This is a genomic window from Curtobacterium sp. NPDC092190, assembly GCF_044755625.1.
GTDB lineage: Bacteria > Actinomycetota > Actinomycetes > Actinomycetales > Microbacteriaceae > Curtobacterium.
Map to the genome: position 1 here is coordinate 68,372 of NZ_JBIVRJ010000004.1, position 19,076 is coordinate 87,447.

The 19,076-nt window shown below is 74.2% G+C and carries 19 protein-coding genes; 13 read left to right on the forward strand and 6 right to left on the reverse strand.

Translation table 11 applies throughout. From position 1 onward, the window contains the following. Positions 1 to 94: 94 nt before the first annotated feature. From ACIQFY_RS10915 to ACIQFY_RS10935, 5 genes are all read left to right on the forward strand, one after another. Positions 95 to 946, forward strand: a complete 852-nt coding sequence (locus ACIQFY_RS10915; protein WP_400340013.1) for a DUF4064 domain-containing protein — start codon at positions 95 to 97, stop codon at positions 944 to 946. 135 nt (positions 947 to 1,081) lie between these two features. Continuing rightward, positions 1,082 to 1,948, forward strand: coding sequence for a hypothetical protein (locus tag ACIQFY_RS10920; RefSeq protein WP_400340015.1), 867 nt, complete (start codon positions 1,082 to 1,084; stop codon positions 1,946 to 1,948). Further along, positions 1,945 to 2,439 carry a SprT-like domain-containing protein gene (locus ACIQFY_RS10925; RefSeq protein ID WP_066657095.1) on the forward strand — a complete coding sequence of 165 codons (495 nt, stop codon included), beginning with the start codon at positions 1,945 to 1,947 and terminating at the stop codon, positions 2,437 to 2,439. Before ACIQFY_RS10920 ends, ACIQFY_RS10925 begins: the two co-directional genes overlap by 4 nt. Positions 2,440 to 2,486: 47 nt before the next feature. Then, positions 2,487 to 3,188 (forward strand): CGNR zinc finger domain-containing protein, encoded by a 702-nt coding sequence (locus ACIQFY_RS10930; RefSeq protein WP_066657096.1) that lies wholly within the window; start codon positions 2,487 to 2,489, stop codon positions 3,186 to 3,188. A gap of 74 nt (positions 3,189 to 3,262) precedes the next feature. Continuing rightward, complete coding sequence (locus ACIQFY_RS10935; RefSeq protein WP_400340018.1) at positions 3,263 to 4,558, forward strand: Nramp family divalent metal transporter; 1,296 nt, start codon at positions 3,263 to 3,265, stop codon at positions 4,556 to 4,558. Positions 4,559 to 4,593: 35 nt separating this feature from the next. Here ACIQFY_RS10935 and ACIQFY_RS10940 read toward each other — a convergent pair whose 3' ends face one another. Both ACIQFY_RS10940 and ACIQFY_RS10945 read right to left on the reverse strand, forming a co-directional pair. Further along, complete coding sequence (locus tag ACIQFY_RS10940) at positions 4,594 to 4,896, reverse strand: DUF427 domain-containing protein (RefSeq protein WP_066657097.1); 303 nt, start codon at positions 4,894 to 4,896, stop codon at positions 4,594 to 4,596. A gap of 55 nt (positions 4,897 to 4,951) precedes the next feature. Continuing rightward, positions 4,952 to 5,557, reverse strand: coding sequence for a hypothetical protein (locus ACIQFY_RS10945; RefSeq protein WP_326495859.1), 606 nt, complete (start codon positions 5,555 to 5,557; stop codon positions 4,952 to 4,954). Between the two features lie 139 nt (positions 5,558 to 5,696). Here ACIQFY_RS10945 and ACIQFY_RS10950 point away from each other — a divergent pair, with 139 nt between their 5' ends. Continuing rightward, entirely contained in the window at positions 5,697 to 6,329 is a 633-nt protein-coding gene (locus tag ACIQFY_RS10950; RefSeq protein ID WP_066657099.1) for a GNAT family N-acetyltransferase, read from the forward strand. 74 nt (positions 6,330 to 6,403) lie between these two features. After that, a complete protein-coding gene (locus tag ACIQFY_RS10955; protein ID WP_066657101.1) occupies positions 6,404 to 6,886 on the forward strand; it encodes a hypothetical protein in 483 nt (160 codons plus the stop codon). 13 nt (positions 6,887 to 6,899) lie between these two features. Here the strand turns inward: ACIQFY_RS10955 and ACIQFY_RS10960 are convergent, their stop codons facing one another. After that, positions 6,900 to 7,226, reverse strand: coding sequence for a hypothetical protein (locus ACIQFY_RS10960; protein ID WP_251155185.1), 327 nt, complete (start codon positions 7,224 to 7,226; stop codon positions 6,900 to 6,902). A gap of 272 nt (positions 7,227 to 7,498) precedes the next feature. On the opposite strand from ACIQFY_RS10960, the gene ACIQFY_RS10965 reads away from it, so the two are divergent. Then, positions 7,499 to 8,068: a DUF1684 domain-containing protein gene (locus tag ACIQFY_RS10965; RefSeq protein ID WP_066658792.1), complete on the forward strand. Its 570-nt coding sequence runs from the start codon at positions 7,499 to 7,501 to the stop codon at positions 8,066 to 8,068. A gap of 46 nt (positions 8,069 to 8,114) precedes the next feature. Next, entirely contained in the window at positions 8,115 to 8,474 is a 360-nt protein-coding gene (locus ACIQFY_RS10970) for a GntR family transcriptional regulator (RefSeq protein WP_066657105.1), read from the forward strand. A 173-nt stretch (positions 8,475 to 8,647) separates the two neighbouring features. Here ACIQFY_RS10970 and ACIQFY_RS10975 read toward each other — a convergent pair whose 3' ends face one another. Then, positions 8,648 to 9,487: an endo alpha-1,4 polygalactosaminidase gene (locus tag ACIQFY_RS10975; protein ID WP_400340025.1), complete on the reverse strand. Its 840-nt coding sequence runs from the start codon at positions 9,485 to 9,487 to the stop codon at positions 8,648 to 8,650. A 282-nt stretch (positions 9,488 to 9,769) separates the two neighbouring features. On the opposite strand from ACIQFY_RS10975, the gene ACIQFY_RS10980 reads away from it, so the two are divergent. Beyond that, the gene (locus tag ACIQFY_RS10980) at positions 9,770 to 11,449 is read left to right on the forward strand and encodes a DEAD/DEAH box helicase (RefSeq protein ID WP_251155184.1); all 1,680 of its coding nucleotides are present in this window, start codon (positions 9,770 to 9,772) and stop codon (positions 11,447 to 11,449) included. A 204-nt stretch (positions 11,450 to 11,653) separates the two neighbouring features. Next, a complete protein-coding gene (locus ACIQFY_RS10985) occupies positions 11,654 to 11,854 on the forward strand; it encodes a CsbD family protein (RefSeq protein ID WP_066657109.1) in 201 nt (66 codons plus the stop codon). Positions 11,855 to 12,068: 214 nt separating this feature from the next. Here ACIQFY_RS10985 and ACIQFY_RS10990 read toward each other — a convergent pair whose 3' ends face one another. Then, the gene (locus ACIQFY_RS10990) at positions 12,069 to 12,611 is read right to left on the reverse strand and encodes an NUDIX hydrolase family protein (RefSeq protein WP_066657112.1); all 543 of its coding nucleotides are present in this window, start codon (positions 12,609 to 12,611) and stop codon (positions 12,069 to 12,071) included. A gap of 73 nt (positions 12,612 to 12,684) precedes the next feature. On the opposite strand from ACIQFY_RS10990, the gene ACIQFY_RS10995 reads away from it, so the two are divergent. Next, on the forward strand, positions 12,685 to 13,305 hold the full coding sequence (locus ACIQFY_RS10995; RefSeq protein WP_400340029.1) for an alpha/beta hydrolase: 621 nt from the start codon (positions 12,685 to 12,687) through the stop codon (positions 13,303 to 13,305). 89 nt (positions 13,306 to 13,394) lie between these two features. Here ACIQFY_RS10995 and ACIQFY_RS11000 read toward each other — a convergent pair whose 3' ends face one another. Then, a complete protein-coding gene (locus ACIQFY_RS11000) occupies positions 13,395 to 14,075 on the reverse strand; it encodes a PadR family transcriptional regulator (RefSeq protein WP_066657116.1) in 681 nt (226 codons plus the stop codon). Positions 14,076 to 14,226: 151 nt separating this feature from the next. Here ACIQFY_RS11000 and ACIQFY_RS11005 point away from each other — a divergent pair, with 151 nt between their 5' ends. Further along, positions 14,227 to 19,038, forward strand: coding sequence for an ATP-dependent helicase (locus ACIQFY_RS11005; protein WP_400340033.1), 4,812 nt, complete (start codon positions 14,227 to 14,229; stop codon positions 19,036 to 19,038). Positions 19,039 to 19,076: the final 38 nt, after the last annotated feature.

Below are 19,076 nucleotides of genomic sequence, written 5' to 3' on the forward strand. Positions count from 1 at the left end.
GAGCGCCGAGTCCCCCTGAACACGTCGGGCATCCGGCTGCCAGGATGGGGGACAACGACCGCGCGACCGCGCGACCGACCGAGGGAGTCCCCTGATGACGAACGACGACCGGAGCAACGAGGACCGGACGGGCGACGGCGACGCGCCGGTCTGGGGCAGTGCGCCGCAGCGCGACCAGCGCGACCAGCACGACGCACCCCGCTACGGCGAGCGCGTGGATCCGGCACCGGGATCGGCGCCGCAGTACGGCGAGCAGCACCAGGGCCAGCAGCAGTACGGGCAGCAGCAGTACGGCGAGCGCGACCAGTACGGGCAGCAGCAGTACGGCGAGCGCGACCAGCACGGACAGCAGCAGTACGGCCAGCCGCAGCACGGCGAGCACGACCAGCACGACCAGCACGGTCGGTACGACCAGCGCGACGGCCGTCACGAGTCCCCGACGTGGGGCGAGCACCAGGGGTCGCACCAGCCCTACGCGGCGTCCTCGGCGCCGGCGAGTGCAGGCAGCCCGGCGTGGCAGTCCTCCGAGGAGACGAAGCCGGCGAAGAAGAAGAAGACCGTCGGGCTCGTGGCGTTCGCGCTCGGGATCCTGTCGCTCGTGCTCGGCGTCGTCGGCGGTGCCGTGCTGGGCGCCGCGTTCGCGGGCAACGCCGCACTCGAGCAGATCGCGCGCGACGGCGGCGGATCGGTGCAGCAGCAGGAACAGCTGCAGCAGCAGCTCATGAACGACCCGTCCGCGATGAGCCAGCTCGGCGGCGGGGCGATCATCATCCTCATCGCAGCCGTCCTCGGTCTGTGGGCCCTGGTGCAGGGCATCATCGCGGCGGTCGCGGGCCGGGGTCGCGTCTGGGGTGTCCTCGCGATCATCCTCGCCGTCGTCGCCACCTTCGCGACGTTCATCGCGGTCAGCATCGCCGCGGCTGCCGCGGTCACCGGCGGCAACTGATCCACGAGTACCACCGACGGCCCGTCCCGCTGCAGCGGGGCGGGCCGTTCCGCGTCCCGGACCGGTCCGCGTTCTCGGACCCCCCGTGCGCGTGGCACCGCCCGCTCACGGGAGCCCGCGGTTACCCTCGAACCGATGTCCCTCCCGCCTGACGACAGCCAGCAACCCGACCGCGCTCGGGAACCCCGTCACGCCGCGCCGGGCGACTCCGCCCCGGTCACCGCGGGTGTGAGCCCGGGGAGCACCTTCGCGCCGATCAGCCTGCGGCCGGCCGTCGACGCCGACGCCGTGCAGCAGCGGCTGCGCGACCTCGGGCAGAGCCGGAGCACCGAGGCCCTGGCGGAGCGGGCCGAGCTCCTCCGCCTGCTCGGCCGGCTCGACGAGTCGCTCGTCGTCGCGGAGGAGGTCTTCCGGCTGACGATGTTCACCGGTGAGCGGTCGGACAAGGTCGCCGCGCGCATCCGTCGTGCGCACGTGCTGCACGACCTGGGACGCCACGAGCGCGCCGCGACCGAGGCCGCGATGGCGCGCGACACCGCCCGGACCGAGGAGTGGCCGGAGCTCGAGGGCGCCGCCGCCGAGCTCGAGGGCTGGTCGCTGTTCGAACTGTCACGGTTCGACGAGGCCCGGTCGGCGCTCTCGCGTGCCTACCAGGCCTTCCGGCAGGCAGGGGCTCCCTCGGAGCGCACCGAGGCACTCCGCACCGCGGTCGAGGCCGCGCTCCGCGCCTCGGTGGCGCAGCCGAAGGCCCCCGAGGACAAGCCCCGCACCGCCCGCGAGGTCGCCGCGCGCCGGGCCGAGGACGACGAGCCGCAGACGACCCGCGTCGCCGAACCGGTCAAGCAGGTCCCGCCGGTCCGTCGCCGTGTGCTCGGAGCACCCGACGCCGCACGCACCGACGCCGACGACATCTGGGGCCGGATCGCGGCGAAGGCGGCGCAGAAGGGTCAGGCGCCGCGCGACGAGCCCACCGACGACCTGCGGGACCCCCGCGCACGGTGACGACGCAGCCCGCAGCGGCGACGCAGCCCGCGGCGACGCTCGAGCGGGTCCGTGCACGAGCCGAGCACCTGCTGGCGGTGCACCTCGGCCCGGGCGGGTGGACGTTCGCGTTCGACCACGCCAGGACCCGCGCGGGGCAGTGCGACTTCGGCCGCCGACGTATCACAGTGAGCCGGCACATCGTCACCCGGGTGTCGGACGACGACGTGGACCAGGTCCTGCTGCACGAGGTCGCGCACGCGCTCGCCGGTCCCCGTGCCGGTCACGGTCCCGTCTGGCGACGCACCGCGGCGGACATCGGGTACACCGGCTCCCGCCTGTACGACGGGCCCGTCGCGTCGGAGCTCGCGCCGTGGGTCGGCACCTGTCCGGCGGGCCACGAGCACTTCCGCTACCGGACACCGACGCGCCCCCTGGCCTGCGCCCGGTGCGCGCGACGCTTCGACGGCCGGAACCTCATCACCTGGGAGCGGCGCGCGGCTACCGCATGATCGATCCGGCACGTGGAGGCGCGCCGGGGAGCCGTTAGCCTGGGCGGATGCACACGGGGCAGCACATCCGGACGGACAGCGGGTCGTCGTGGTTCTTCGACGCCGGCCGGATCGCCCTGGACTTCGCCCACACCGGTGGGTTCGCCGACGATGCCGACGGCCGTCGTCCCCGCGCCCGGCTCGGTGAGCTCCTCGTGACGCCGGCCGACCTGGACGAGTGGCTCGGCGACCACACCGAGCCGATCGACGTCGGCGCGACGGCGCGGGAGCTGCAGGACGCCCGAGCCCTCCGCGCCGCGATCGGACGACTGGCCGTCGCCGCGGCCCCGGCCCCCGTCGGCTCGTCGGGCCCCGCCGAACGGACCGCGGTCGCCGCCGGGCTCCGCGCCGGTACCGGACGGACCCGGCCGGCACCGGACGACATCGACACGGTGAACCTGTTCGCGGCGCTGCCGGACGTGCCCCCGAGCCTGCCCGGGGGCCGACGTCGCGCGGGCGCGAACCGGGTCCGTCTGGCCCAGGCGCTGTCGAGCGTGGCACGCGACGCGGTGGCGCTCTTCACCGAGGTGGGCTTCGACGACGTCGCCGCGGACGGACAGGCGACCCGCCTCAGCCGGTGCTCGGCGGACGACTGCGGGCTCGTCTTCTACGACTCGTCGCGTGGCGGCACCCGCCGGTGGTGCTCGATGCAGCGGTGCGGCAACCGCGCGAAGGTCCGCGCGCACCGGGCGCGACGCGCGGCCGCCTAGGGAGCCCTGCCCGGACGACTCGTGACACACCGAATCTGAGGATTCGGTCCGCCGAAACCTGGCAGGCTGTCGGCATGTCCGACACCGCCGCCGCCCGCCGTGCCCCCTCCGGACGTCTCGACGACGGCACCGGCGGCCCCGGAACCGGTCCCGGTCGGCCGCGTCGCCGTGCCGCCGGCCTCACGCTGCTCGGGCCCGCCTTCGTCGCCGCGATCGCCTACGTCGACCCGGGCAACGTCGCGGCGAACCTGACCGCCGGTGCGCAGTACGGGTACCTGCTGCTCTGGGTGCTCGTCGCCGCGAACGCCAGTGCCGTCGTGGTCCAGTACCTGTCGGCGAAGCTCGGGGTCGTCACCGGGAGGTCGCTGCCGGAACACCTGGGCCTGCGGATGCGTCGCACCCCGCGGCTGCTCTTCTGGGCCCAGGCCGAGGTCGTCGCCGCCGCGACCGACGTCGCCGAGGTCATCGGCGGGGCGCTCGCGCTGCACCTGCTGTTCGGCCTGCCGCTCGTCGTCGGCGGCGTGCTCACCGGCGTGGTCTCGATGGCGATCCTGCTCCTGCACAGCCGCCGGGGCACCCGCACGTTCGAGGCCGTGGTGACGACGATGCTCGCGGTCCTGACCGTCGGCTTCTGCGCGGGCCTGCTGTCCGCGCAGGTCTCCCCCGGCGAGCTCGTCAGCGGCCTGGTCCCCCGGTTCGAGGGCGCGCAGTCGGTGCTCCTCGCCGCCTCGATGCTCGGTGCGACGGTGATGCCGCACGCGGTCTACCTGCACTCGGCCCTGGCACGGGACCGGCACGGCGACGTCCCCGCCGGGCCGGAGCGCCACCGGGTGCTCGTCGCGACGCGGTGGGACGTCGGGCTGGCCCTCGTCGTCGCGGGCGGTGTCAACGTCTGCATGCTCGTGCTCGCCGCCGCCACGTTGCCCGGGGTCGCGGGCACCGACACCATCCCCGGCGCGCAGGCCGCGATCGCGGCCAACGTCGGCCCCGTCGTGGGCGTCCTGTTCGCGGTCGGCCTGCTCGCGTCCGGTCTGGCGTCGACCTCGGTGGGCTGCATGGCCGGCGCGGAGATCATGCACGGGCTGCTGCACGTCCGCATCCCGGTCGCGGTGCGCCGGCTCGTCACGCTGCTGCCCGCCGTGGTGCTCCTGGCCGTCGGCGCGGACCCGACGATGCTCCTCGTGCTCAGCCAGGTGGTGCTGAGCTTCGGCATCGCCTTCGCGATCGTGCCGCTCGTGGTCTACACGTCACGGCGGAGCATCATGGGCGCCGACGTCAACGCGATGACCACCCGCGTGGTCGCGGGCGTCATCGCGCTGGTGATCGTCGCCCTCAACGTGGCGCTCGTGGTGCTGACGCTGGCCGGTTGAACCCGCCGGACGGCGACGGCCGGGTCGTCCCCGCGTCAGTCGACGACGCGGACTTCCTTCCAGAAGGCGTAGTAGCCCGAGTAGTCCTTGCCGACCCGGTCGAACGACGACGGGATCGGCGTGGGGTAGGTCCAGGCGCGGTCCGGCAGCGCCTGACCGTCGACCGTGACGGTGTAGTACTGCGTGTCGCCCTTCCACGGGCAGTGGTACTGGGTGTCGCTCTCCGAGAAGAACTCCGGCGCCACGCTCGACGGCGGGAAGTACCAGTTCCCCTCGATCTGGATGAGGTCCTCCTGCGGAGCCTCCGCGATCACGGTGTCGCCGACGACTGCCTTCATGACGTGCTCCTTGCGATCAGCGGCGTCCTGGCGACGCCGGTCCCGATCGGGAACGCTACGCCCGGGTGCCGGATTCCCGCAGGACGACGAGCTCGGGCCCCGCGGCGAGCGCCGTGTGCACCGTCTCCCGGTCCAGGTCCGCCGCGCCCTCGGCGGCGCTCACGAGGTGCCGCACCGCGCGACGGAGTCCCGTGTACGCGGCGCAGGCGGCGGCCGCCTCGGGCGAGGTGTGGTCGATCCCGACCGTGACGAGGGCGTCGACGACGGCCCCGGCGGCGAGCAGGTCCTCGACCGCGGGCTCCGGCGTCTCCGCGCCGTCCGTCGGCTCCCCGGCGGCGTCCGCGACGGTGACGCCGGGGTCGGTGGTGCGGCCCGCGGCGACGACCGCGACGACGCACCGGTCCCCGCGCTCGGCCTGGAGGCTCGTCACCCGTTCCGCGACCGCCGCCGCGTTGCCGAGGTGGCCGAGCACGACCTCCGGACCGTCGGGCAGCAGGGCTGCCGCGGCCCGCGCCCGTGCCGCGGGGTCGGCCCCGCCCCCGGACGGTTCCGGCAGGACGTCCACCCACACCACGAGGTGCGTGCCGTGCGCTATCCGGTCGGCACCGGCGCTCCCCCACGCGAACCGGACCTGGTACTGCTCCTGGGTGCGTGCTGCCACCGGTCCACGATAGCCGCGGGCCGTCCCAGTCCGTCCCGGTCCGTCCCCGTCGGTCCCTGTCCGTCCCCACAGGAGCCCGGTCCACAGCCTGTGCCCGCTCGACCCCGCTGTCGGTGCCGCGACCGTAGGATCGGTGACCATGGAGATCGCCACCGTCCCCACGCTGACCGGCGACCGCGTCACCCTCGAGCCCCTGGCGGCCGAGCACGCGGACGACCTGCGGGCGGCGGTGGCGGACGGCGACCTCTGGCGCACCTGGTACACCTCGGTGCCGGCCCCCGACCGGGTCGAGGCCGAGATCGACCGGCGGCTCGGCGAGCACGCGGCGGGGCGGATGGTGCCCTTCGCGATCCGTGACCGCCCGACCGGTCGCGTCGTCGGGGCGACCACCTTCGCGAACATCGACACCGCCAACCGTCGCGTCGAGATCGGCTACACCTTCCTGGCGCGGGCGGCACAGCGGAGCGGGATCAACACCGAGGCGAAGCTGCTCCTGCTCTCGCACGCGTTCGACACCTGGGACTGCATCGCCGTCGAGTTCCGGACGCACTGGCACAACCAGCAGTCGCGGGCGGCGATCGCCTCGCTCGGCGCGAAGCAGGACGGCGTCCTTCGCAGCCACTCGATCGGCCGGGACGGCACGCTGCGCGACACCGTGGTCTTCTCGATCACCGCCACCGAGTGGCCGACCGTGCGCCTGTCGCTCACCGAGCGCCTGCGCACGCGGGACCGTGCCGAGGGCGCACGGCGTCGGGCCGCCCGGCACGCCTGACCCGTCGGACGCACGGGTGCACCGTCCCCCGCGGGGACGTCGCCCGCCCAGCGCCACGGCGTAGCGTCCGCAGCATGCACGTCGGTCTCCGCATCGTCCTCGACGCCCCGGTCGACGCCGTCCGCGACGCCCTGCTGTCGCCCTCGGTGATGGTCGCCGTCACGAAGCCGTTCCTCGTCTACCGCTCACGGTCACCGGAGGGACTCCCGGAGCGCTGGACCCCCGGCGTCCCGCACCCGATCACCGCCGACGCCCTCGGGGTCGTGCCGAGCGGCGACACGCACGTCGACATCGACCTGTACGAGGTCGACGGGGTGCCGGTGCAACGCGACAACGGAGGTGGCACCTCGGGACTCTTCGGGCGGATGACCATGCGGCACCGGATGGCCACCGTCGACCTCGGTGACGGGCGGACCCTGCTGCTCGACCGGCTCACCTACCGGATGCGCCCCACGCTCCTCGGGGCCGCACTCTGGCCGGGCATGTGGGTCATCTGGCAGTGGCGTGCGCTCCGGATGCGGCAGCTCGCCCCGTCGTGGGGCCGTCCCGGGCACTGACGCGCGACGTCCGTCAGGACTTCGGCTGCTCGTCCACCTGCACGTGGACGGCGTAGTCCGTGCCGTCGACGTCACGCACCTCGACGACGGAGTCGTACACGGTCGTGTCACCCTCGGCACCGATCTCGCAGTGCACGGTGTTCCCCTCGACCAGGTCGATCGGGTCCGTACCGCAGTCGACCAGCGGACGCTGACCGACCTCGCGTTCGAGTGCGTCGGCCACCACGTCCTCGAACCCCGACGGCGACACCGTCCGGTTCGCGGAGGCGGACACCGTGCACCCGCTCAGGACCGCGACGAGGGTCAGACCCGCCACGATCGGGGCGATCGAGCGGTGCACGCGTGGTGCCGCCCGTCCCGCCGTGGTCCGCGCGGCGGCGGTCCGTCTGGTCGTCGTTCCCCTGGTCACGTCGCCCGTCCCCTCGTCGGTCGCTGTCCGACCAGTGTGCCAGGGCCGTCACGGGAGCACCCGCAGGGGACCGTCCACAGCCCCGGCCCGTCGCTGGCGGGTCCGGAGCACCCGGGCGTACGCTCGTCCTCGTGAGCCAGACGCAGGAGCCGAGGGCCCAGGACCGCGTGCACAGCACCCTCGCCACCGTGGACTGGCGGCGGATGACGTTCGACCTGTACCGACGGGTGCGGGCGACGGCCGACCCCGAGACCGCGCACGCGATGTGGCGCGAGACCCGCGACGCGATGTTCGCCGAGCACCCGGCCAGTCCGCTGCTCGACGAGGACGCCCGCGACTTCGAGGCGCTGCCCGTGCCCGACTACGACCCCGAGTGGCGGTTCCGCGCGCGCATCGAGTCCGCCGAGCCCCGTGCGATGGACGTCGAGACGGGCACCGACGGCGTCGTGCACTTCGACCGGCTCGGTGTCGTGCGGCTGCCGGGCATCGGCACGCTCGACGTCTGGTCGCACGGCGGCTACGCGGGCGGGGTCTTCGTGCCCGTGAAGGACGCCAGCGCGGGTCGTGCCCGCGGCACCTACGGCGGCGGGCGGTACCTGCTCGACACGATCAAGGGTGCGGACCTCGGCGGCGACGACGGCGAGCTCGTCCTCGACTTCAACTTCGCGTACAACCCCTCGTGCGCGTACGACCCGGCGTGGGCGTGCCCCCTCGCGCCCCCGGGCAACACCGTCGCCGTGCCGATCCCGGTCGGCGAGCAGTACGACTTCTGACACGACGCACGCACGAGCACACGGACAGGACGCAAGGGTGGATCGCATGACGGGACTCGTGGCACTCGACGCGGGCGGCCGGGTGCCGCCCTTCGAGCAGGTCCGTTCGCAGATCGCGGCGCAGATCGCCGCCGGGTACCTGGTCGACGGGGAGCGCCTGCCGAGCGTGCGGGCCCTGGCCGAGGAGCTCTCGCTCGCCGCGGGCACGGTCGCGAAGGCCTACCAGCTGCTCGAGGAGGCCGGGCTCGTGCACACCGCCCGGGGCGCCGGCACGCGGGTGGTGCGGCCGGCCGAGGTGCCCGACGCCGTCGCCGGGGCAGCGCACGCCCTGGCCGCCGCCGCGCGAGCGGCCGGGTTGTCCGCCGACCAGGCCGCAGCGGCACTGCGCGACGCCTGGCCCGCCTGAGGCGACCGCCCGCCGTCCGCGACGCGCGGGGCGGACGCACACCGTGCCTCCCGGCCGACCGCCGCGCGCGCCCTCCGCGACACGCAACGTCGGCGAGGTCTCGCAGCGCTGTGCTCCTGCGCACTGCCGCCGACGTTGCGTCGCGCCGGGCGGGACGGGACCGGACGGGGTCCTCAGCAGTGCTCGAAGACGTACTCGTCCGACGCCGGGGTGACCAGGTCGCGGTCCCGCAGGATCGTCATGGCCGGGCGGTCGCGCAGGCGGCACACCGATGCCCACGAGCGGTCGAGCGTGTCCGCGTACTCGACGTCGACCACGCGCTTCCCGTACGCGGCCGTGTAGGCCGAGCACTCGTCGTACTGCACGCACTCCTCGGAGACGACGAAGTCGAAGCCCGTCGACTGCCGCCCGGCCTTCCCGAGCTGCGGCGTGTTCTTCTGCCCGACGGCCAGACCGCGGTCGTGCCCGAGCCGCACGAGCGTCGCCGCCAGCGCGAGGTTCCCCGCGCGGGTCAGTCGCTTCCCGGACCGTGTCCACGAGTCGAGGTTGTCGAACTCGACGGCGGCGAACCCGCGGTCGGCGCACCGCGCGACCGACTTCGTGAGCTCCTTCGTGATCGCGGCGCGCTTCGCGGCGGTCCGGGTGTCGAGGAGCACCTCGTCCGGCCAGCCCGGGTCGGCCACGAGCTCGCCGGAACCGTCGCGCAGCAGTGCCGACGGCGCCCGGCGCTCCCACCCGGCGAGCGCTCCCGGCTGGGTCTGGAAGCCGTTGACGTAGCAGATGGAGTACTTCCCGGCGGCCGGGCGGTCGGTGCTGTCCCGCTCGACGATCGTCACCCCGGACGGCGGCGTGTACCCACCGCCGAGCTGGTAGTCGGGGCGCCCGGAGGTCGGCAGGTTCCGGTACGAGGAGGCCGTCGACCCGGCGGGTGTCGCGGCCTCGGCACAGCCTGCGCTGCCGAGGACGGCGACCAGCGCGATCGCGGTGGTCAGGAGGACGGATCGCGTGCGCACCACGGGATCATCGCACGCCACGTCGCACGCCCGACGCGAACGGCCCCGGCTCGTTCGACGAGCACCCGCTATGCTGGTGGTACTCGAGGCGCCGATCGCCTCGTGCGTCGTACGGACGCCCCCGACTCCCGACCCTCATCCGGTCGATGATCGCGCACCGACATCCCGGTGCCAGGCTCTCTGCTGCGGCGACCGCGTCAGCCTCTGCTGACGCGGGGTTCCCGCCCGCGCGCCACATGCCAGCGCGCCCACGGCCGGCACGAGCCGGCCCGAAAGGTCACCATGACCAACCAGGACATCCGTTTCTCCGACCTCGGCGTCCCCGCGCCGATGGTCCAGTCCCTCGCTCAGCAGGGCAAGGAGACCGCGTTCCCGATCCAGGCCGACACCCTCCCCGACTCCCTGCAGGGCAAGGACGTGCTCGGCCGCGGGCGCACCGGCTCCGGCAAGACGATCGCCTTCGCGATCCCCCTGGCCGCCCGTCTGGCCGCGAGCCGTCGCCCGCGCCGCGCCGGCCGCCCCCGTGCGCTCGTGCTCGCCCCGACCCGTGAGCTCGCGACGCAGATCGACGCGACCCTCGCCCCGCTCGCGAAGTCCATGGGCCTCAACACGACGACGATCTTCGGCGGCGTGGGCCAGGGCCGTCAGGTCGACGCGCTCCGTGCCGGTGTCGACGTGGTCGTCGCCTGCCCGGGCCGCCTCGCCGACCTCATGCAGCAGGGGCACGTGAGCCTCGGCGACATCGAGGTCACCGTCCTCGACGAGGCCGACCACATGGCCGACATGGGCTTCCTGCCCGGCGTGACGAAGATCATGCAGGCGACCCCGGAGCAGGGGCAGCGCCTGCTGTTCTCGGCCACGCTCGACAACGGCGTGGACAAGCTCGTCAAGAAGTTCCTGCACAGCCCGGTGATGCACTCGGTCGACGACGAGACCAGCCCGGTCGAGGCGATGACCCACCACCTGTTCGAGGTCGCCGACGCCGACGCGAAGAAGGACCTCGTCCGCGCGCTCGCCTCGGGCACCGGCCGCCGCATCCTCTTCATGCGCACCAAGCACCACGCGAAGCGCCTGGCGAAGCAGCTCACGAGCCAGGGCATCCCGGCCGTCGACCTGCAGGGCAACCTGTCGCAGGGTGCGCGTGAGCGGAACCTCGCGAAGTTCTCCTCCGGCGAGGCCCTCGTGCTCGTCGCCACCGACGTCGCCGCCCGTGGTGTGCACGTCGACCACGTGGAGCTCGTCGTGCACGTCGACCCGCCGACCGAGCACAAGGCGTACCTGCACCGTTCGGGCCGCACCGCGCGTGCCGGGTCCTCGGGTGACGTCGTCACCGTGACGCTGCCGGCCGAGCGCCGCGACGTCGCACAGATGATGCGTGCCGCCGCGATCAAGGTCACCCCGCAGCAGGTCACCGCGACTTCGCCGGCCGTCGCGTCGCTCGTCGGCGAGGTCGCGCCGATCCGCCACCTCGCTCCGGAGCAGCCCGCACAGCAGCAGCGCCAGCGGCAGCCGCGTGCGACCGAGACGGGTCTCGCCGAGTCCGCGGGCGGCGGTCGTCGCCGTGGTCGCGGCGGCCGGTCGGGAGGCTCGACGCAGGCTCCCGAGACCACCTCGGCCGGTCGCGGCTCGGGTCGCACCGCCGGTGGTCGCGGTGGTCGTCCGGTCACCGCGGGGGCTCCGGCCGCCGCTGGTGGCACCGGGCGCGCCGGTGGTGCCGGTCGCGGCAACGGCTCGGGCTCGGGTGCTGCAGCGTCGGGCGGTGCGGCCGCCGGTGGGCAGCGTCGTTCGGGCGGGAGCCGTCGGGCGTCGAGTGACGTCGTCCGTGGCGGGTCCGCCCCGGTGTGGTCGTCCGAGGGCGGCTACGCAGCGGGTCGTTCCGGTGCGGGTGAGTCCGGCGGCGGTCGTCGCCGCGGCGGCTCGCGTCGCGCATCGCGTCCGGCGGGGGCTGCCGACCGCCACTGAGCGGTCCGCTCGGGCCGGAGTGGTCCGTCGAAGCGACAGGACGCCGCCGATGTCCGGCGGCGTCCTGTCGCTCCCGCGTCGGCGTCGGCGTCCCGAACCTGGACGCCCGGTGGGAGCATCGGGCGTCCCCCCGCGTAGGTTCTCCTTCACCGACGGCCGCGCGAGTGGCCGACGGGGAATCGTCCGTCGTTGGAAGGAGACCGTATGGCTGGCAGCGAAGAGAACCACACCGGCGAGAAGCTCGTCGGCAAGGTCAAGGAGGGCGTTGGCAACCTGACCGGCAACGACAAGCTGAAGGCCGAGGGTCAGACCGACCAGGCCAAGGCGTCGGCCAAGCAGGGTGTCGACGACGTCAAGGGCGCAGCGCACGGCGTTGCGGACTCCCTCCGCGACGAGAAGCACTGAAGCCGGTCCACGACCGAGCTGCGAAGCCCCCGGAACCGCATGGTTCCGGGGGCTTCGTCGTGTGCGGGCACCGCGCCGGTTCGGTCGCCCGCGGATCGAACCACGGAAACGACGTGGAACCAGACCGTGCCGGTGGTTCGATGTCGCTTCCGTGGTTCGGAGCAGGCCGGCATCGTCGCGGGCGCGGCCCGGGAGCGCCGCGGTGATGTGATGGCTAGTGCAGGGCGCCGACCGAGGCGAGGCCGGCGCGCAGGAGTGCGCCGCGGCCGCCCTCCATCTCCTCGGCGACGGCGTCGGAGGCTGCCTCCATCGGGCTCATCCACGTGAGCTCGAGGGCGTCCTGCCGGGGCTCGCAGGTGCCGGTGACCGGGACGACGTACGCGAGGGAGATCGCGTGCTGCCGCTCGTCGGTGAACACCGAGGCGCCGGGGAGCGGGAAGTACTCGGCCACCGTGAAGGGCGTGGGGCTCGCGGGGAGCTGCGGGAACGCCATCGGACCGAGGTCCTTCTCGAGGTGCCGGAAGAGCGCCGTGCGGATCGACTCGCCGAACATCACGCGGCCGGAGACGAGCGTGCGCGCGATCGAGCCGCTCGGGGCGACACGGAGCAGCACGCCGACCTCGGTCACGACACCGAGCCCGTCGGTCCGGACGGGCAGGGCCTCGACGTAGCAGATGGGCAGTCGACGACGGACGTCGGCGAGCTCCTCGTCGGACAGCCAGCCGGAGTCGGGGTCGGGGGTGCGCAGCGAGGCCATGCACCGTGTCTACCAGTCGCCCCGGCGAGTTCGGCGGGAGGCGAGGTCGCCGTGGACGGCTAGCGTGGTCCCCGTGATCGATGCGGACATCGTGCAGTGGACCCGTCCGACCGGGGAACGCGCGGGCACGCCCCTGCTCGTGGCCATGCACGGGGTGGGGTCGCACGAGCGCGACCTGCTCGGGCTCGCACCCGCGCTGCCGTCCGTCTGGACCGTCGCATCGCTCCGCGCACCGATGCCGTGGGGTCCCGGGTTCTCCTGGTACCCGCTCGGGACGCCGGGGTCGCCCGCGCTCGAGCCGGTCGACGCCGCGGTCGCCGGTGTCCTCGACTGGATCGACGCCGTGTCCGCCGACCACCCGCGCATCGGTCTGCTCGGGTTCTCGCAGGGCGGGTCGATGGCGCTGCAGCTCCTGCGTGCCCGACCGGCCGCGTTCGCCTTCGCGGTGTCGTTGTCCGGGTTCGTGGTGCCCGGGGTGACCGACTCCCGCGACGAGGCGGTCGCGGCCGCCCGTCCCCGGGTCTTCCTGGGACACGGCGACCTCGACCCGGTGATCCCGGCCGAGGCCACCGCGCGGACGCAGGCGTGGGCTGCGGCGCACACGGACGTGACCGACCGGACGTACGTCGGCCTACCGCACGCGGTGTCCGCCGAGGAGCTCGCCGACGTGGCCGCGTTCGTCGACGCGTCCTGACGGCCGCTCCCGCGAAGGTGACCGGGTGACCGACTGACGGCCGGGAGGCGCGTGGCGGGGTCGCCACGTGCCTCCCGTCCGGCACGGCGCTACTCGGCGAGGATCTGCAGCAGGTCCTTGCGGAGCTGGTCGACCTTCGCCGTCGCGGCCCTGGTCTGCTCGTCGGAGGCGCTGGTGCGGTACATGTGCAGCACCCCCATCGCCTTGCGGAGGGCCTCGACGAACTCGCGCTGCGTGTCGGGCATGCCCGGCGCGGCGTCGAACGCGGCGGCGATCTCGTCCGCCTTCGCCTCGGCCTCGGCGCGGCCGGCGTCGGTGAGCTCGAAGAGCGTCTTGCGGCCGTCGCCGTTCGAGACGACGAGGTCCTCGTCGACGAGCTGCTGGAACGTCGGGTAGACCGAGCCGGGGCTCGGCTTCCAGGCACCGCCGGTGCGCTCGGCGATGGTCTTGATCACGGCGTAGCCGTTCTGCGGGCCCTCGGCGAGCAGCCCGAGGATCGCGAGGCGGACGTCGCCGCGACGGCGGCGCTCGCGCCCGAAGCCGGGGCCGCCGCCGAAGCCGGGACCGAAGCCCGGGCCGAAGCCGCCGCGTCCGCCGAACCCGGGGCCGAAGCCGCCGCGTCCGCCGTGGTCGTGGTCGCCGCGGTCGCGGCCGGGGAAGCCGTGGCCGTGGTGCTGCCGCGCGCCGCCGAAGCGGGGGCCGCGCGGACCGGTGCCGCGGGGGCCGCGGCGGGGCGTGGTGCTGTCGAGGTCATCGTACGAGGGGCGCATGATGACTCCTTCCTGTCGGTGGTGACGTGAGCTCGCGATGCGTTGTGTTCCTATCGCGATGGGTCAACGATAGATCGCTACGGATCGGCCTGTCAAGCACCCGTCCTCCCTCGGACCGCTGTCGGTGGCGACGGGCAGGATGGGACGGACCATGACGGACGTCCTCGAGCGCTTCTCCCCCGCGACCGCGGAGTGGTTCCGTGGCGCGTTCCCCGGCCCGACCGCGGCGCAGGCGGGCGCGTGGGACGCGATCTCCACCGGGCAGCACGCGCTCGTGGTCGCCCCGACCGGCTCCGGCAAGACGCTGGCGTCGTTCCTCTGGTCGATCGACCGGCTCATCAGCGCGAGCGACCGTCCGCCGGCGAAGCAGCGCACCCGCGTGCTGTACGTCTCCCCGCTCAAGGCCCTCGGTGTCGACGTCGAGCGGAACCTCCGCAGCCCGCTCGTCGGCATCACGCAGACCGCGCGTCGGCTCGGGACGGAACCGCCCGAGGTCACGGTGGGCGTCCGGAGCGGTGACACCCCGTCGTCCGACCGGCAGCGGCTCCTGCGGCAGCCGCCGGACATCCTCATCACGACGCCCGAGTCGCTCTACCTCATGCTCACGTCGCGGGCGCGCGAGACCCTGGTGAACGTCGACACCGTCATCGTGGACGAGGTCCACGCGGTCGCCTCGACCAAGCGCGGCGCACACCTGGCGGTCTCGCTCGAGCGCCTCGACGACCTGCTCGAGAAGCCCGTGCAGCGGATCGGCCTGTCCGCGACCGTGCGCCCCGCGGAGGAGGTCGCCCGGTTCCTCGGCGGCCGCGCGCCCGTGTCGATCATCGCCCCGCCGGCGCAGAAGACCTTCGACCTGCGCGTGGTCGTGCCGGTCGACGACATGACCGAGCTCGGGGCCCCGCCGGTCGGTGCCGACGCGACCGAGTCACCGACGAACGGCTCGATCTGGCCCCACGTCGAGGAACGCGTCGTCGACCTCATCGAGGAGCACCGCTCGACGATCGTGTTCGCCAACTCGCGCCGACTCGCGGAACGCCTGACGGCACGGCTCAACGAGATCCACGAGGAACGCGTGCTCGCGGCCGTCGACACGGCGGGTGTGGGCACGGCTGCGGTCGGCGCCCCGGAGGTCGTGGGCGCGGGGGCCGTGGGCGCGGTGGCCGGGTCGGCTCCCGTCACGCAGTCCCCCGGTCGGGCGTCCGCGCACGCACCCGTCGCACAGCCGAAGCGACCGCCGGCGCAGCTCGTCGGGCAGTCCGGACAGACCGAGGGCGGCGGCTCCGACCCGTCGGTCCCGGTGCTCGCCCGCGCCCACCACGGCTCCGTGTCGAAGGACCAGCGCGCGATCATCGAGGACGACCTGAAGTCCGGACGTCTGCGCTGCGTCGTCGCGACCAGCTCGCTCGAGCTCGGCATCGACATGGGCGAGGTCGACCTCGTGGTCCAGGTCGAGGCCCCGCCGTCGGTCGCCAGCGGCCTGCAGCGCGTCGGTCGCGCCGGACACCAGGTCGGCGAGATCTCCCGCGGCGTGCTGTTCCCCAAGCACCGCGCCGACCTCGTGAACAGCGCGGTCACCGTCGAGCGCATGGTCTCCGGGCAGATCGAGTCGATCTCGGTGCCCGCGAACCCGCTCGACGTCCTCGCGCAGCACACCGTGGCCGCCGGGTCGATCGACACCGTCGAGGTGGAGCACTGGTTCGAGCTCGTGCGGCGGAGCGCCCCGTTCAGCTCGCTGCCGCGGTCGGCGTTCGAGGCGACGCTCGACCTGGTGACCGGGCGGTACCCGAGCGACGAGTTCGCCGAACTCCGGCCGCGCCTGGTGTGGGACCGCGTGCACGGCACCCTGACCGGGCGTCCGGGCGCCCAGCGGCTCGCGGTGACGAGCGGTGGCACGATCCCGGACCGCGGCATGTTCGGCGTCTTCATGGTCGGCGAGAAGGCATCGCGCGTCGGCGAGCTCGACGAGGAGATGGTCTACGAGTCCCGCGTCGGCGACGTCTTCGCCCTCGGCGCGACGAGCTGGCGCATCGAGGAGATCACGCACGACCGGGTCATCGTCAGCCCGGCGTTCGGGCAGCCCGGGCGGGTCCCGTTCTGGAAGGGCGACGGCATCGGTCGTCCCGCCGAGCTGGGACGGGCGACCGGTGCGTTCGTGCGCGAGGTCGACGCGGCCTCCGACGACGACGCGCGTGCCCGGGTCGCCTCCGGCGGGCTGGACGAGCGGGCCGTGACGAACCTGCTGACCTTCCTGCGCGACCAGCGTGCGGCGACCGGTCACGTGCCGAACGACACCACGCTCGTGGTCGAGCGGTTCCGCGACGAGCTCGGCGACTGGCGGCTCATCCTGCACTCGCCGTACGGCATGCAGGTGCACGCGCCGTGGGCCCTGGCGGTCGGCGCCCGGCTGCGCGAACGGCACGGCATCGACGGCGACGCGATGGCGGCCGACGACGGCATCGTGGTGCGGATCCCGGAGACCGACGCGGAACCGCCCGGCGCCGACCTGTTCGTGTTCGAGCGCGACGACCTCGAGGCGCTCGTTACCGACGAGGTCGGCGGCTCGGCGCTCTTCGCCGCCCGCTTCCGCGAGTGCGCGGCCCGGGCCCTGCTCCTGCCGCGGCGGAACCCCGGGCAGCGGTCGCCGCTCTGGCAGCAGCGCCAGCGGGCGTCGCAGCTGCTCGAGGTCGCGCGGAAGTACCCGACGTTCCCGATCGTGCTCGAGACCGTGCGCGAGGTCCTGCAGGACGTCTACGACGTGCCGGCGCTGCTCGGCATCTCGGACCAGATCGCCGAGCGCCGCATCCGCCTGGTCGAGCGCGAGACCGAGCAGCCGTCGCCGTTCGCCCGGTCGATCCTGTTCGGGTACGTCGCGGCCTTCATGTACGAGGGCGACTCGCCGCTGGCCGAGCGCCGGGCGGCGGCACTGTCGCTCGACTCGACGCTGCTCGGTGAACTGCTCGGACGGGCCGAGCTCCGCGAGCTCCTCGACCCGGCGGTCATCGCCTCCGTCGAGCGCGACCTGCAGCGGCTCTCCCCCGACCGTCGAGCGCGCGACACCGAGGGGCTCGTCGACGTGCTGCGACTCGTCGGCGCCCTCGAGCTGGACGAGCTCGTCGCCCGCAGCTGGGTGGCCGACGCCGCTGACCCCGACGCCGCGCATGCGACCGTCCGGTCGGCGCTGGAGACCCTCGAGCGCGACCGCCGTGTGCTGTCGTTCACGCAGGGCGGTGCGACGCGCTGGTCGGTGATCGAGGACGCCTCCCGCCTCCGCGACGCCCTCGGCGTCCCGCTGCCGATCGGCGTGCCGACCGCCTTCGTCGAACCCGTCGCGGACCCGCTCGGCGACCTGGTCGGCCGGTACGCCCGGTCGCACGGACCGTTCGCCGCGCAGGAGGCCGCGAGCCGGCTCGGCCTCGGCATCGCCGTCGTGCAGGACACCCTGCGCCGCCTGGTCGCCGACCGCCGCGTGGTCGAGGGCGAGTTCCGCCCGGACCGCCAGGGCGCCGAGTGGTGCGACGCCGAGGTGCTCCGCCGCATCCGGACGAAGTCCCTCGCTGCGCTCCGGCACGAGGTCGAGCCGGTGTCGCCGGACACCCTCGCCCGGTTCCTGCCGGCGTGGCAGCACGTCCAGGCGCCCGGCACCCGCGGCGGGCTGCGCGGGGTCGACGGGGTGCTGCAGGTCATCGACCAGCTGGCCGGCGTCGCCCTGCCCGCGAGCTCGTGGGAGACCCTCGTGCTGCCGTCCCGCGTGAGCGACTACTCCACGAGCATGCTCGACGAGCTGACCGCCACCGGCGAGGTCCTGTGGTCGGGCGGCGGCACGCTGCCCGGGAACGACGGCTGGGTGCGCCTGCACCTCGCCGAGACCGCGTCGACGACCCTGGCGGAGCCCGACGGCGGCGAGACCACCGAGCTGCAGCGCGACGTCCTCGGAGCGCTGGCCGGCGGTGGTGCCTACTTCTTCCGGCAGCTCGGCCAGGCGGTCGGCAGCACGGACGACCAGGCCCTGACGACCGCGCTGTGGGACCTGGTCTGGGCCGGACAGGTCACGAACGACACGTTCGCGCCGCTGCGGTCGATGCTCGGCGGCAAGGCGAGGTCGACGAGCGCGCCGCGGGCCCGGGCGTACCGCGGGCGGCGTCGGCCGACGCTGCCGTCGCAGTCCGGTCCGCCGTCCGTGGGTGGTCGGTGGTCGATCCTGCCGCTCGCCGAGTCCGACTCGACGCTGCGTGCGGCAGCGACCGCCGAGCAGCTGCTCGAGCGCTACGGCGTCGTGACCCGCGGTGCCGTGCAGGTCGAGGGCGTCCGTGGCGGGTTCGCCGGTGTCTACCGGGTGCTCAGCCGGTTCGAGGAGTCCGGCCGGGCACGTCGCGGGTACTTCGTCGAGGGGCTCGGGGCGGCACAGTTCGCGACGAGCCCGACCGTGGACCGGCTCCGGACCTACGCACGCGACCTCGACGACGACGAGCGCGCCGACCCGGACCGCGAACGCCAGGCACTCACGCTCGCGGCGACGGACCCGGCGAACCCCTACGGTGCGGCACTGCCGTGGCCGTCGGACGACGCCCCCGCCGACCCGGACGCCGACCCCGCTGCTCCCGGTCCCACGGCCGACCCCGCACCGACGGGCGCCCGTGGTGCGGCCGTCCCCGCCAGCCGGTCGACGTCGACGACCGGTCGCGGTCACCGACCCGGGCGGAAGGCCGGAGCCCTCGTGACCACGGTCGACGGCCGCCTCGCGGTCTACGTCGAGCGCGGTGGGAAGTCCGTCCTGACCTTCACCGACGACCCGGCGGACCTCGCGGTCGCGGCGCGGTCGATCGCCGCCACCGTGCGGAGCGGGCTGCGGAAGCTCTCGGTGGAGCGGGTGGACGGCGACTTCGTGCTGGAGACGCCGCTCGGGTCGGCACTGCGCGAGGCGGGGTTCACGGCGACCCCGCAGGGACTGCGGCTGCGTGTCTGACGCGACCAGGGCCTCCCGGGCGTGCGCCGGTGCACGGG

Bases quoted from the DNA above. Each gene is read 5' to 3' on its own strand.
- ACIQFY_RS10915 (WP_400340013.1), top strand. From the start codon at position 95: ATGACGAACGACGACCGGAGCAACGAGGACCGGACGGGCGACGGCGAC.
- ACIQFY_RS10920 (WP_400340015.1), top strand. From the start codon at position 1,082: ATGTCCCTCCCGCCTGACGACAGCCAGCAACCCGACCGCGCTCGGGAA.
- ACIQFY_RS10930 (WP_066657096.1), top strand. From the start codon at position 2,487: ATGCACACGGGGCAGCACATCCGGACGGACAGCGGGTCGTCGTGGTTC.
- ACIQFY_RS10935 (WP_400340018.1), top strand. From the start codon at position 3,263: ATGTCCGACACCGCCGCCGCCCGCCGTGCCCCCTCCGGACGTCTCGAC.
- ACIQFY_RS10940 (WP_066657097.1), bottom strand. From the start codon at position 4,896: ATGAAGGCAGTCGTCGGCGACACCGTGATCGCGGAGGCTCCGCAGGAG.
- ACIQFY_RS10950 (WP_066657099.1), top strand. From the start codon at position 5,697: ATGGAGATCGCCACCGTCCCCACGCTGACCGGCGACCGCGTCACCCTC.
- ACIQFY_RS10955 (WP_066657101.1), top strand. From the start codon at position 6,404: ATGCACGTCGGTCTCCGCATCGTCCTCGACGCCCCGGTCGACGCCGTC.
- ACIQFY_RS10965 (WP_066658792.1), top strand. From the start codon at position 7,499: ATGACGTTCGACCTGTACCGACGGGTGCGGGCGACGGCCGACCCCGAG.
- ACIQFY_RS10970 (WP_066657105.1), top strand. From the start codon at position 8,115: ATGACGGGACTCGTGGCACTCGACGCGGGCGGCCGGGTGCCGCCCTTC.
- ACIQFY_RS10980 (WP_251155184.1), top strand. From the start codon at position 9,770: ATGACCAACCAGGACATCCGTTTCTCCGACCTCGGCGTCCCCGCGCCG.
- ACIQFY_RS10985 (WP_066657109.1), top strand. From the start codon at position 11,654: ATGGCTGGCAGCGAAGAGAACCACACCGGCGAGAAGCTCGTCGGCAAG.
- ACIQFY_RS10990 (WP_066657112.1), bottom strand. From the start codon at position 12,611: ATGGCCTCGCTGCGCACCCCCGACCCCGACTCCGGCTGGCTGTCCGAC.
- ACIQFY_RS11000 (WP_066657116.1), bottom strand. From the start codon at position 14,075: ATGCGCCCCTCGTACGATGACCTCGACAGCACCACGCCCCGCCGCGGC.
- ACIQFY_RS11005 (WP_400340033.1), top strand. From the start codon at position 14,227: ATGACGGACGTCCTCGAGCGCTTCTCCCCCGCGACCGCGGAGTGGTTC.